The organism is Flavobacterium sp. AJR (assembly GCF_002156885.1).
In the GTDB taxonomy this organism is placed as follows: Bacteria; Bacteroidota; Bacteroidia; order Flavobacteriales; family Flavobacteriaceae; genus Flavobacterium.
Map to the genome: position 1 here is coordinate 21,287 of NZ_NCWQ01000050.1, position 13,818 is coordinate 35,104.

12 protein-coding genes and 1 pseudogene are annotated in these 13,818 nt (G+C 31.1%); 9 read left to right on the top strand and 4 right to left on the bottom strand.

From position 1 onward, the window contains the following. Nucleotides 1-80: 80 nt before the first annotated feature. From B8T70_RS14050 to B8T70_RS14060, 3 genes are all read right to left on the bottom strand, one after another. Nucleotides 81-2,864 carry a chondroitinase family polysaccharide lyase gene (locus tag B8T70_RS14050; RefSeq protein ID WP_086895242.1) on the bottom strand — a complete coding sequence of 928 codons (2,784 nt, stop codon included), beginning with the start codon at nucleotides 2,862-2,864 and terminating at the stop codon, nucleotides 81-83. A 147-nt stretch (nucleotides 2,865-3,011) separates the two neighbouring features. After that, nucleotides 3,012-4,994, bottom strand: a complete 1,983-nt coding sequence (gene hepC, locus B8T70_RS14055; protein ID WP_086895243.1) for a heparin-sulfate lyase HepC — start codon at nucleotides 4,992-4,994, stop codon at nucleotides 3,012-3,014. A 15-nt stretch (nucleotides 4,995-5,009) separates the two neighbouring features. Then, nucleotides 5,010-6,224: a glycoside hydrolase family 88 protein gene (locus B8T70_RS14060; protein ID WP_086895244.1), complete on the bottom strand. Its 1,215-nt coding sequence runs from the start codon at nucleotides 6,222-6,224 to the stop codon at nucleotides 5,010-5,012. A gap of 238 nt (nucleotides 6,225-6,462) precedes the next feature. Here B8T70_RS14060 and B8T70_RS14065 point away from each other — a divergent pair, with 238 nt between their 5' ends. The 4 genes and pseudogenes from B8T70_RS14065 to B8T70_RS14080 all read left to right on the top strand — a co-directional run bounded on the left by B8T70_RS14065 (nucleotide 6,463) and on the right by B8T70_RS14080 (nucleotide 8,946). Further along, the gene (locus B8T70_RS14065) at nucleotides 6,463-7,035 is read left to right on the top strand and encodes a Crp/Fnr family transcriptional regulator (protein ID WP_086895245.1); all 573 of its coding nucleotides are present in this window, start codon (nucleotides 6,463-6,465) and stop codon (nucleotides 7,033-7,035) included. 71 nt (nucleotides 7,036-7,106) lie between these two features. Continuing rightward, on the top strand, nucleotides 7,107-7,928 hold the full coding sequence (locus B8T70_RS14070) for an alpha/beta hydrolase family protein (protein WP_086895246.1): 822 nt from the start codon (nucleotides 7,107-7,109) through the stop codon (nucleotides 7,926-7,928). Between the two features lie 229 nt (nucleotides 7,929-8,157). After that, nucleotides 8,158-8,379: pseudogene (locus B8T70_RS14075) on the top strand (DUF2380 domain-containing protein); the annotation flags it as partial. 6 nt (nucleotides 8,380-8,385) lie between these two features. After that, nucleotides 8,386-8,946 carry a hypothetical protein gene (locus B8T70_RS14080; RefSeq protein ID WP_086895248.1) on the top strand — a complete coding sequence of 187 codons (561 nt, stop codon included), beginning with the start codon at nucleotides 8,386-8,388 and terminating at the stop codon, nucleotides 8,944-8,946. Nucleotides 8,947-9,087: 141 nt separating this feature from the next. On the opposite strand, the gene tyrS is transcribed toward B8T70_RS14080, so the two are convergent. Continuing rightward, on the bottom strand, nucleotides 9,088-10,293 hold the full coding sequence (gene tyrS, locus B8T70_RS14085; protein WP_086895249.1) for a tyrosine--tRNA ligase: 1,206 nt from the start codon (nucleotides 10,291-10,293) through the stop codon (nucleotides 9,088-9,090). Between the two features lie 553 nt (nucleotides 10,294-10,846). Between tyrS and B8T70_RS14090 the strand changes: the two genes are divergently transcribed. The 5 genes from B8T70_RS14090 to B8T70_RS24120 form a co-directional block, all read left to right on the top strand. Beyond that, entirely contained in the window at nucleotides 10,847-11,245 is a 399-nt protein-coding gene (locus B8T70_RS14090) for a hypothetical protein (protein ID WP_039112129.1), read from the top strand. Nucleotides 11,246-11,565: 320 nt separating this feature from the next. After that, entirely contained in the window at nucleotides 11,566-11,859 is a 294-nt protein-coding gene (locus B8T70_RS14095) for a DUF1493 family protein (RefSeq protein ID WP_052259386.1), read from the top strand. Between the two features lie 220 nt (nucleotides 11,860-12,079). Next, a complete protein-coding gene (locus B8T70_RS14100; RefSeq protein WP_086895251.1) occupies nucleotides 12,080-12,523 on the top strand; it encodes a hypothetical protein in 444 nt (147 codons plus the stop codon). A gap of 289 nt (nucleotides 12,524-12,812) precedes the next feature. After that, complete coding sequence (locus B8T70_RS14105; protein ID WP_086895252.1) at nucleotides 12,813-13,451, top strand: peroxiredoxin-like family protein; 639 nt, start codon at nucleotides 12,813-12,815, stop codon at nucleotides 13,449-13,451. 122 nt (nucleotides 13,452-13,573) lie between these two features. Then, nucleotides 13,574-13,818: hypothetical protein (locus B8T70_RS24120; RefSeq protein ID WP_207621537.1), on the top strand; the 245-nt coding region annotated here is incomplete at its 3' end.

The following is a 13,818-nucleotide window of genomic DNA, read 5'->3' on the forward strand; positions in this document are numbered from 1 at the left end:
AGCTATTTATATTGATATTTTACGTCAAAAATAGCTTCTTAATGTCTTTATTTATTCATTAAATTGATTAATGTTTTTATTTATTGTTTTATCAGTTTTACTGTTCTTTTATTGTTACCCTGATGTATTTCGGCAAAATATATTCCTGAATTAAGATCACTCCCTAGTACAATTGTTTGATTATAATCGGCTTTTAAAGTCTTTATTTTTCTTCCTAAAGCATCAAATACAAGTACATAAATTCCTTGTGTAGAATTTCCTTTTACGTTTATCTTAAAGTCTGTTTGCGTTGGGTTGGGAGCAACAATTACTTTTAATCCGTTTGCATCTTCGTCTTTAGGATTGTTAGTTCCTAGAGATGAGTTTATCAATTCTGTTTGTATAGTTAAACCGTTAATAGTACTAAAACTAATATCGGTATTAGTACCATTAATAGCCGCTGTTACATTATTTGTTGGCGATACTAAAACCCAATTACCTGCAATAGTAAGTGTAACAACATCAGTTTGTGGTTCTCTGTTTAGTATTGCGTTTTGACCACTAATCTGGCTCCATTTATAAGTTTCGGTAGCTGATAATAACCCCAGATTTGGATTCGTAAGACTTACTTTTAATTTATTTCCTCCATCTGTTTTTTGAGTCATTACTATAGCTGGTTTATTTACACTTATCACAGCATCATAAGCAAATACAGTCGTTGGGTTAAAAATAACGTAACTAAATATGGCATCTGGTACATACTCAACAATATGCGCCTGATTATTTTGTTGATGAATTTTAAAATAAGAATCAAAATTATTAGCCAGTTGTTGTGTCACTGTTTGACCACCTTGCATTACAATTGCATACTGAAATTTCCCTGCCGTAGGAGCAATACCATGATTTATATATGCTGTAGCAAAATTACCTGTAGTATTAACCGTATTGGCATTATTACGAGAGATTTGTGCTGATCTGGTAACTGTAATAGCTTCAGTATTGCTAGGATTTGCAGGAATTACATAACCATTTCCAATTGCATCGGTTGCCCAAAAATCACCGCCAGTTTGTGTAATCGTAAAACTAGTTCCTGTAGCAGAATTTCCATTTACGTAAGTAGGAGTGTTGGTATCTGCCAGAGCAGTTTGAAACAAAGTAGTATGAATAGGAAAGGTTCCGTTTGTGTCCTGAATATTAGAACCTAAACAAAGTATGATATCTTTAAAAAAGAAATTAGATTTTAAGGCTGTCATTCCTGTTGCGGAATTAAAATCTCTATAATCCATACCAAAAACTCCATTGTTATCAAGAGATGCATGAGCCAGAAAAGACTTTCCGTTCATTTCTCTCATTGTACCAATTGCGAGTATACTTAACGGAAGATATGCTACTGTAGTTCCAGGTACGTGCGACCAATCCCAGCCATTTTCTATATAACCATTTGTAGCACGGGTCATTTGGCTTCCTTTTGTAAGTAACTCCAAAGCTCCTGCAGAAGTATATCTTCCAAAAACATTTTCGGTACTCGAATTCTCAAAATGCCAAATATGCTTGCTTGTTCCTTTTGCACTTACCTGAAATCCGTTATACTTATGTACGCTTAATCCCGCATACGGAAAACTAAACTGTGCTTCGGTTATTTCGGGAAGAGGAGTAAGTCCTGAGTTTAAAGTTTGCAAAATATCCATTACACCACTAGGTGTATAAATCATGGTAATCGATAAGGCATTCTGTCTTAACAAAGCAGTATTAGCAGTTACAGATATATCCCAAAGTCGGACAAACTCTCTTCCTGCATCTTGATTACTAGCAGGATCTGTTACATATAAAAATGCCAAAGCTTGTCTTAAATCATTTATTGCATCAGTATTAGTAGGGAATCTTCCGGCAAGTCCTAAAGGCATTTCGAAATCTTTACTGAATTTACTATAGTTTAAAATAGCACTTTTTAAATTGCTTTGTGCATCTGTATTTAATTCATACGCCGAATTTTTCAGCATCATATTCATGATAGAGGATTGCTGTAAAGCCTCTACACCATAAGTATTAGAATATGCTCCTCTGTGATGATAGGTAATAAAATCGGGTTTAATACAATCGTTCCATCCATTGCCGATTTTTAAGGCATTATTAATAAACCTTTTTAGAAAATCCATATTGGCAAGTCTGGAATTGTCTGAATCATCCTGAGCTAAGACATAGCAAAGTCGTTGTTGAACTGACGAACGAATAACATCTGTATTAAAACCTGGATTAGTAAAATTAAACGGTTGAAATTCTGGTGCTATAAAAGCGGTAAGCGCATTAAGTGCTCCCATATGATGCGTAAATTCTCCTGCTGTAACTAGTTCGTCTTTCATTAAGAAAATTGCTGTTGCATATCCCGAAGAACGCAGGCATACACCATGACCACTGGTAATAATCTCTTCGGTAGCAGGAATTGAAACGTAATCAAAATTGGTTGTACTACTTATCCCTTTTGCTTTCATATAATTAAAAAGACTTAGGATTATATCTCTAAGTGCCGGACTATGATAATCTGGATTAGGAGTGGTACTTGAACCTTTTAACTGATATAAAAATACGAGTCTAATTAGTTTTTGTTCTACAAGTACCTGATAGGCATTTTGATCTGCACTTACAGTAAAATTCCAAACTGGTCCCGGATTAGCAAAATTATACGCAGATAGATTTTTGGCAGCAATTCCGTTGCTCAGGAATCGGCTGTATCTCTCATTAACTTGTGTTTTCGAATAATCAAGATTTTCACCCGTGAGCCAATTTCTATATTTTGTTTTAATGCTATTTATATCACTCATTTGAGCGTACGAAAAGTTGAATACTATGGCAATTAGCCATCCGGATAAAAATAATTTTTTACGCATAAGATTATTTATTAAATAGTTTCATTTATTATTTTCTGTATTCTTAGCCATTCATCCGTCATCAACTTTAACTCATCAACCACATCAAAATAGTTTACTTATAAAGGTATTTCATTGTTTAATTTTAAATCAAGTTTTTATATTTTTTTAGAAGTTTAAATTTTCTTTAATATGACTAGTTTTATTATCAATAGTTAGTATTATATCAATTATTCCTTTAGATAGATTATGTGCTGTATTTTCGATGATTTTTACAACTGGTGCAGTAGTACCATTGTATGGATATAGTATCGAAATAAAACCTTGAGTTGTAGTATCGCTTTTATTTTTTTCGAAAACAAAAGCCGGACGGCTAGTTTCTTTTTGATATTGGTACGATACAAAACCAGATTCTTCTTTTAGGCTTACTTTATCTTTATCTAACACTTGAATCAAGAGATTATTACCATCGTTATAATTAGTAATAATGCTATTGGTTGAAGCATTAAAAGTGGCTTTACTATCTTCTTTTAGATTATAATGAATTCCTAAATTACCTGTAGCGCTCCCTATTGCTCTGTCTATAATTACAAAAAAAGTTTTGTCTATAAAAAGAAAGGTTCTCTGATGATCTAAATCCTTGTAACTAGGATTTATATAAGAAAGCTGCTGAAGATTACCATCTGGTTGCCACTTTATTACTTTAGCATCATTTATGATATTTTTATTATCAATAGTTAGGGTTTGATGTGCTTTGGTAGAACGATACCAATCTCTTTTTGAGTTTTCCTGATTACCAACATTGGCGTAGATAAAACTACCTGAGTCGGGAGTAAAATCACGACCTTTTACCCAAAGAACAAAATTACCATTGTCTGGATGTGAGTGAAACTCTGCAGGAGGCCCAACTTTAATTTGCATTACTGTTGCTGCTAAATCCCAGCCATTTCTAAAAGCATAAAAACCTGCATTAGGCAAACTACTAGAAAGATAATCAGGTTGTTTTCCTGATTTACCATCTGTTGCATAATATTTAATCTGTTCGTTTTGTGGGAAAGCTTTAGCCCATTTCTCATAATTTTTGAGCATCAGACTTTTATTTGTTAAAAACGAATTGCCATATAAAGGAAACGTATAATCCGGAAATGAATATTTGCCCACAGCAAGAATCATTTTTTCGACCAGATTGCGGTAACTTTCCGGAAACTCATTTTCAGCACCGTTTAATTGGGCAATTTGCAATGCATCTAAAAATATTTTAATGCTTCCGATATGGTAAGAAGGGGATAGCTCAAACTGAACTCCGTCTGGTAATACTTGCTTTTTAATTTCTTCGTTTAATACTTCAATACCGCTTTTACGCCAAGTTGTAGCTTGTTTTAATTCTGGAAATGAACTTCCTGCATACATTAAATGAAGTGCTTCATACAGTCGATGATTACCTATATCGGTGTAATTTGCCATTACATAATTTGCCTGTTCATTATAGGAGTTTAAAAATTCCATTAAAAAAGCAGGCGTAAAATTTGACGAATCTAAAAACATATTAAAATAACCCGACCAATGATTAAGTCTAAAAGAAACAACAAATGCCTTCCAAGCGTAATCTTTATCATCAGGATATGCGCCTTGTTTGTTTTTCTTGATCCAATCACGCACTTCGAGTACCCATTCCTGAGCATATTTCTCATCGCCAGTACTATTATATACAATCCCTAATGGTTCCCAAAAAGCTGTACGATGCAAAAAGGTTGTTACTAATTGATCTTGTACCGGACGATATTGCCAATTAATATCTTTGCCATAATCGTAAGCAGGATATCCTTTATGGGGCTTAAACTTGTGTAATAATATATTGTTGGCAAGCTCTAATGTATTAGCATTTACCTTTTTGCCAGCTAAATTTTCTTTATCAGCAGGATTAAAATCCAGAGATTTAACACCAGTACGAGTTCTATAATATTTTAAAAGTGCAGCGGCAGCATCTTCATATTTTTTAGAAACGACCAATGCTTTTACTTTTTCAAGTCCTTTGCTATCAAGATTAATATTCTCAAAACTTGATTGATTGATTTTTACTTCTTGCGCAAAAATATTTTGCACAAGAAGTAAGATAAATGCTAAAATGAATGTATATTTTTTAATCTTCATTTTTAATTTATTAAATTATGATTTTTCCGAAAAATCTATTTTTTTGATGGTAGCATATCTTTTTAAAGCTTCCAAATAATAATAATCTGCGTAATCAAGTGGTGTATCAATTTCTGAATTATACAAAAATGCACCTACACTATGTTTTAATAAAAAATAACTATTTTCACCCGGTTTAGCCAAATAAGCATCTGATGATAATGATTTCAAAATGTCTTCGGCATAATCGGCATATTTTTTTCCGTCTTTTACCTGAGTGCTTAAATTTAGTAAAGCTGATGCAATAACTGCAGCTGCCGAAGCATCTCTTGGTGCAAGTTCTGCAGTATCCATTGCATTATGTACATCAAAATCCCAAACTGGTACCTTATCTTTAGGCATACGCGGATGGTTCATGATAAAAGAAGCAATATTTTCTGCTTGTTGCAAAAACTTAGGATTCTTGGTGTTTTCATAACACATAGCATAGCCATAAAGTCCCCATGCTTGCCCACGAGCCCAAGCCGAATCATCGGTAACACCTTGATGTGTTCCTTTGCGTAATACTTTGCCTGTTTTTTGATCATAATCGACTAAATGATACGAGCTATAATCTTTTCTGTAGTGATTTTTCATCGTTGTCAATGCATGAGTACTTGCTGCCTTTGCATAATCTGGTTTATTAAACTCAATGGCACTCCAATATAAATACTCAAGATTCATCATATTATCGATAATTACAGGATAATGTAACCAAGCAAAATCCCAAGAACGAATAGCTCCAACTGTTGGGTTAAAGCGAGCATAAAGATTTGCAGCACCATCGGCAAGTACAGGAAGATAAGCTTTATCACCAGTAATTCTATAAGCATTTCCGTAAGAACAGTAAAGCATGAAACCTACATCATGGGTGTTTTTTATATTTCTGATAGAATCTAAAGCTAGGGTAAACTTTTTAGCTTCTTCTGCCATTATTTTGTCACCAGTAAGTTCATATCCGTACCAAAGACTTCCTGGGAAAAATCCAGTTGTCCAATCGGTTAAACCTGCCAATCTTACTGATCCATCAGGATTTACTGAACGTGGGTTCTTGCCTGGTTTGTAAGTTTGAGCCGCTTTGTTTAATTGAAAATGAATTACTTCTGTTGTTTTTTTGAACCAATCAAAAGAGGGATCATCTTGTTTAGGTTTGGCAAAGGAGCTTATGGTAACGGTAGTGATTGCTAAAAATAGGCTAAAGGTTTTTTTCATGGTTTGATATTTTTATTTATAATCTTTTGTTCTAAATCTTTAATTAAGCGAAGTTAGACGGGAGTTAGAAAACGAACTTTCAAATTTTATCATAAATGTTTCGAATTTGTGTAAACATCATATTTTATGCGTCTATTCAAGTTAATTCAATCATTTATCAGAGAAAATAGTCAATCAATAATGAGTAAATTTGTTGCTTATAAATGGGATGATTTTATAAAACTCATTTAAAACAATTATGGAAGACTTCTTAAAACAAATCAATTTATATTATCCTATCTCCGATGAAACTTCACAAGCTTTGTTGGGTATTTGTAGAGTAAAACATTTTAAGAAAAACGAATTAATACTTCAGGCGGGAGATTTAGCATTGTATTATTATTTTGTACAGAAAGGCTTGCTTGGCTATTATACTATTGATGAAAATGGGGATACGATTTATAAAATCTTTTTTGAAGAGAATAACTTTGTAGCATCTACAGCAGCAATTATTGAAGACAAGCCCAGTAATTTTAATATCATAGCCTTAGAAGATGTAGAATTGATTGTTTATCCTGCAAATGCTTTTCGCGAATTGGTTAAAAAACATCATGATCTAGCATTATTTCATATCAATTATCTAGAGAGAAATTGGGTGGTAAGAAAAGAGCCTTTAGAAATAAACTTAAAATGGGAATCGGCTACACAGCGCTATATCGAGTTATACCAAAACCAACATTTGTTCCAGAGGTTAAAACAACATCATATTGCATCGTATTTAGGTATTACGCCAACTCAGTTAAGTCGTATTCGTAAAGAAATAAACTTTTAATCCATCAACATTTGTAAACTTTTTTGCTTTTTATATATCTGACTTTTGTCTTATAAATAAAAAACAAAAAAATGAAAACATTACTTACCACAGTTGGACTACTTGCCTTATCAGTATCAATTTCTGCTCAGAAAATCATTCATAAGAATGTATATAGCAAAAAGATGAATAAGGAAATTGAAACCGTAATTATTACACCAAATCTTGTAGATGGTGAAACATATAAAACCATTTATATACTCCATGGTTATAGCGGTAATCCTGATAGAACATACAAGCAGGATATTCCTGATCTTGTAAGCAAATCTCAAAAAAATAAGACTATTTATGTTCTACCCAATGGTAATTTTAATAGTTGGTATGTAGATAGTCCTGTGGATAAATCTTCGCAATATCAAACTTTTATCGGGAAAGAATTAGTTGATTATATCGATGCTAATTATCCAACAATCCAGAACCGAAAGTTTAGAGGAATCTTAGGATGGAGTATGGGTGGATATGGCGCAACAAATATCGGAATTGCGTATCCAGATACTTTTTCGATAGTAGGAAGTTCATGTGGCGCATTAGATTTTAATCGATTTGGAGAAAGTTTCCATAATTATCAAGTAGATAAATTTTTAGGCGAATTTAAAAGTTTACCAAAGCAATACTTAACATTTGATAAAACGAAACAAATGCAAGCCTCAAATCAGTTTTATATATTTGATTGTGGTACAGAAGATGCCCAAATGATTGACATGAACAGAGATTTTCATAAACTACTAACAAATGAAAAAATTGAACATTTTTATATAGAATCTCTGGGCGCACACGATACAAATTATTGGAGCAAAGCGTTATCTAATCAGTTGGTTTTGTTTGAAAATTATTTTGGAAGTGAGGGAAAGTAAAAACTTATGTTGATTTGAATTTGTACTATATAAGTTTAACTTAAAAGATAATTCCTGTTTTAGCAAACGGGAATTATCTTTTTTAATTATGATTGCGGGCACTGATTGAAAATCAGCACTATCTTTGCGTATAACTGAGCGATCTAGTGAGCAATAATTGGTTCACTTAAATCCTGGGAAGCTTCATAAACATCATGTCCTTTCTCAATAGTTTAGAAAATGGTTTGCGAGTAGAGGAATTAAAAATATAGATGATTACACAATTCAAATGAGTGCGAAAAATCACTTAAACTCTGTACATGGTAGTGGGAAGTGGAACCAGCATTGGGCGGATTTCATTAAAACAAATCCAAATGCAACACCATCTCAAATATTTTACCAAGCAGAATCGATGTTAAAACAATATGGTTTAGAACATTCTAGGTATGTTCCCTGGAAGATAAAAAAATAAAGAAAGATGAAAAACGTGTCTATTAATAATGAATCTTTAGAATTGAATGTATACAGTCAATATTATATTATTGATGTTCTTTATTTGATAGATATAAAAAATGAATTTTTAAAAGCTAGTTCTTTGCCAGAAGATATTAGAAAGGAGGTTTTTCCTTATACAGATACACCTTTTGCACTATATAAACCAGATGAGAGTACTTTTTATATAAATCAGATTATAAAAGTAGATTATGATGAAGTTATTTTAGAAGATTTCTCTTTTTTTTCGACTGATACAGGATTAATAGTATTTATTTCAGAAGATATATTAATAGAGTTTTTAAAAGATTTCAATTATGAAGATTTAGTTGATTCAGAAAATGAATTGATAAATGAAATATATTGGAAACAAATAATTTCAAAGTTTAAGTTGGTAGACGTTGGATTAGTCTTAGCAGGTTCAGATTCAGAAAATGACTTTGATGGAAGTGGAACATATAAAGTTACCCCGCTCTCCGAAGTGTTCAAACGAAGCGCTGTGCGAACGTCTCCGACTTCGTCCCCACAATCAAAAGAAAACACATAAAACCTCGTCAAACATTGACGAGGTTTTATTATGGAGTAGAATGTCCCACCTCTCCGAAGCCTTTTAATCTGATTGAAATAGTATCTGTGCTAAGACACTAACCTTTATTTATTATATCTAATTTGATATCAGGAAGTATCATTATTTTAGCTCATAGAAATCTCTTTTCCCAATTTTAATTTTAGATTTTACTTTTAGTTCAATATGTATGTAAGGTTCAGTGATTTTTTCATTATCAATTTGGACAGCTCCACTTTCAATAAGTCTTTTAATAGCTGATTTTGTATGTCCTTTTTTTAATTGTACACATAAATCAACCAAACTAATTACCCCATTTTCAAATTGAATGGAAGAAAATAAAATAGGTTCAAATATTTTTTCTTGAAAATTTTTGTTTTGAAATTGGTTGGTAAAAAAATCTTCTGCTTTTTGAGCTTCATCTTTGTTATGGTATTGTGTAATGATGTTTTGTGCAATTATTTTTTTGATATTCATTGGGTTTTCTCCGTTTGCCAGTCTTTCTTTTATTAATTGCTGTTCTACAATTGAAAAATCGGTGGTCAAATTCAAAAACTCTTCAATCAAACTATCGGGAATAGACATAGTTTTTCCAAACATTTCGTTTGGTTCGTCTGTTAATCCGATGATATTATTGAGCGACTTACTCATTTTCTCTTTTCCATCAAGCCCTTTCAACAATGGCATGCACATAACAATTTGAGGATTCATTTCAAAAGTTTCCTGCAATTGTCTGCCCATCGTACAATTGAAAAGCTGATCTGTACCACCCATTTCAATATCTGCATTAATTTTTACAGAGTCAAATCCTTGTAAAATAGGGTAAATCAATTCATGCATTGCTATAGGTGTATTTTCGGTAAAGCGCTTGTTAAAATCGTTTCGGTGCATTAACTGAGCAAGAGTAACTTTTGATAATATCTGAATAACCTCAGAAAATGACAGTTCGTTTAACCAATCAGAATTAAAAACAATTTTTGCTTTTGTAATGTCAATTATTTGAGATAACTGATTGAGGTAAGTTTCTGCATTATGCTGAACTTCTTCGATAGATAAAGGTTTTCTACTTTTATTTTTTCCTGTTGGATCACCAATTCTTGCTGTAAAACTTCCAACCAGAATCACAATTTGATGTCCTAAATCCTGAAATTGTTTTAATTTTTTCAAAACAACTGCATGTCCCAAATGCAAGTTAGGTGCAGTCGGGTCAAAACCAAGTTTGATGATCAGCTTTCGATTTTCTTTTTTAGCTTGTTCCATTTTTTCTTCCAATCCATTTTTAGGAAGAATGATTTCTACGTTTTCTTTTAATTTCTTTATTGTTTCCATTTTTTTTAAATAAAAAAGCCCGAGCAGATGCTCGGGCTTTAGGTTATATAATTAAAGTCTTTTTTCTTATTGATTTACTTTGACATATATACATAATCTTTCCGAGCAGATACTATTCTATAATAATAAGTGCTGAAAAAAGCTAAATGTAATATGTTGTTCAAAATTTTCATTTGGTAAGCAAAGGTAATTTTTATTGTTTTATCTGCAAGTTTTTATACATTGATAATTAGGAAAATAATTAAAGTACTTCTATTTTCGTATTATTGAAAATGGAGTAAAACGTTCCTCATTCTCCGAAGCATTCTAATAAAACGATGTATGGATATCTCCTGACTTCGCACCTACAAAGAGAATGACATAAAACAATTTTGATTTAGTTTAAATTCTCGTTTTATCTAACGAAATTTTAGTTTAATTTTGATTGCGGGCACTGATTTTAATTCAACGCTATCTTTGCGGATATCTGAGAAATCGGTGTATCATTTAATTGCGTAACTTTTCTACAAAAGGGTTTTAAATTATTAAACATTAGAATTTATTGAATCCCAGAATGAGTGAAGATTTAATTACTAAAACTATGGATTGGGATTATATTAAAGATAAAATTTTGGTTTTTGGAGAAGATGATTATATTTTTGCGGATATGATGATTTCAGTATTAGGTGAATTTGATAGTATTGTAAGTAAGGAAAGTAAAATATTTTTTACATTAAAAATACTACAAGAATTAATGCACGAAAAATTAATAGATGTTTACTATGTAAGTGAAACTGAATTTGAATCATATTATTATGATTCAGATGATGATATTTCTAAATTTATTAAAGAAATTGATTTAAGATGGTCAAAGTTAAACTATGAATTACCACTTCCGAATGAACTATTTTGGGCAACAACAACACAAAAAGGAAAAGAGTCCATACAAGTAAATAATAATAAGTTCAATTAGGTAATGCCTCAATAGTGTAGTTCTTGTTTTTAAAAACTAAAAGACATTGATAAACCCGCTCTCCGAAGTGCTGTGCGAATGTCGCCAGACTTCGCACCCACAAAGGGAATCACATTAAACAATCTTGACTTAGTTTAAAATCTCATTTTAGCTAACGAAATTTTAGTTTAATTTTGATTGTGGACACTGATTGTAAACCAGTGCTATCGTTGCGTATATCTGAACAATCAAGTTTAAAAAGTAAAACCTTGAGTTGTTATTGCATTATTGAGGCGATAGTATTAACAAACAGTTCTGTTCTAGCTTATAACAAAAACAAAATGGAAGATTTAAAATTTGAAATGCTTATTTCTTTTATCAGAGGAGAAATCGGTGAATTTCATTTAGAAATTAAGAAAGATACTTTGATAGAAGATGAATTAGGTGTTACAGGAGATGATGGGATTGAACTTATTTGTAATTATAGTAAACAATTTAATGTTGATATAACTGATTTTAAGTTTGATAAATATTTTTATCCTGAGCCTGGAATTTTTAATGCATTAAAAAAAACAATATCACCAATTAGAATTAATGATTTATACAATGGAATGATTAATGGTAAATTGTTGTAAAATAAGATTGTGCCGGTTGCAAGTTTCAAGGTTAGTAATACACTATCTTATGCTTATAACGTTTTAAAAATTAGATGTAATTGAATGTATAGTAAATGATTTCCGTTTTATCAAACAAAAACTATTTCTTTTAATTTTTATTGTGAGCACTGATTGTAAATCAGCGCTATCGTTGCGTATATCTTAGCAATAGGTTTAACTTTTATAAATTTTAATTAGAATGAAAAAATACTTTATCTTTTTAATATTAACTTTTATTTCTTGTGAAAAAAAAATAGAATGTGAGGGTAAGATTGGTTTAAAAAATATAAAGATTAAGATTGAGAAAAGCAATCCTATTTTGAGAGAATATGATCGTTATTTACTAATAACTTGTAATAAGGAAAATATTTATGAAATCAAGATACAAGGTGATATAGGAACCGGAGCAAAAAGTTATTTATATAACAACGGCAATTCTTATGTATTAATTGATTGTGATAGTAGTTGGTATATTATTAATAAGAATGACGGAACAGTTACTTTGAAAGGGAAGTTTTGGATGAAGATTCCTCCTCAGAATTATATAGGAACTTTTGTGCTAGGTAGTATGAAGAAAAAAGTTGAATTTGTTAAAGAGAAAGATATTCAGACTAAAGATATTTATATGTATGGTGGTGGATAATATTTTAGATAGTATATCAATAGCACAATCCTTTTCTCCGAAGCGTTCTTATTACATACGCTGACACTTTTAAACATTGGCTTATTATAATTGGACTAGCCATCTCAGCATTAGTGAATTTTGTCATAGCAATCGGATAAAAGTTAAAAATTCCAGTTGATATTTTTTTATTATATCACTAATTCCTTTGTTTTCTTAAAATTGACTTTTTTATCCCATAAGGACAATTTTATGCGGTATTGCGGTTCTGAATTAACTTTTAAATCTTTGCGGAAATAGTAAACAAAATATGAAGATTTTAGCGCAACAGATAGAGGAGTTAAATGAAAATTTGGCAAAACAACTTCCGATAGAAGTTTTAGAAATATTTAGTAAATCCATAGAGGAATTGAAAGATCAGAGCATTGAAGAGAGTAGCATCGAGATAGGCGAACGGTTTCCTGATTTCTGTCTTCCAAATACAAATGATGAAACTATAGAATTAAAAGAGCTTCTAAAAAACGGGAAAGTGATTGTCGCTTTTTTTCGAGGCAGTTGGTGTCCGTATTGTAATTTAGAATTGAGAGCATTACAGGAAAACCTAAAGCAAATTGTAGACAAAAAAGCAAAATTGGTAGTAATCTCTCCGCAAAAACCTGATTATAGCAAAGAATTAAAGAATAATCACCAACTAGATTTTGAGTTATTAACGGACAAAGACAATGCTTTGGCTAAACAACTTGGCATTTCCTTTAAACTTCAAAATTATGTAATTCCCACTTATAAGAGTCTAGGAATAGAGTTATCTAACTATAATGAGAACGATAACAACGAATTACCTATTCCTGCGGTTTTTGTTATCGATACAGATTATCTTATTACTTATAAATTTGTTGATACCAATTATATGAATAGGATAAATATTCAAGAACTGATTGAACAATTATGACCTACATAAATTCCTGTTTTAGCGAACGGGAATTTTTTATTTTAATTCTTATTGTAAACACTGATTGTAAATCAATGTTATATTTGTATATATTCAAGCAAAAGTGGTTGGAATTTAACTATATGAAAAATAAAACACTAAGAACTTCCTACATTTCATTTACTATTCTAATAATCCTTCTAATTTTGGAAATTATTATGATAGATAATAGAATTAATAGTTATGGTACTTATATTAGAGGATCAAAAGTTATACTATCATATTTTTTTCACTTGCCTCTTTTCATCATTAACTTAATACTAGCAATAAAAGTGCTTCAATTTTATCTTAAAAATAAATTTAAAAAACCTCTTAAAGCTTTTTATTT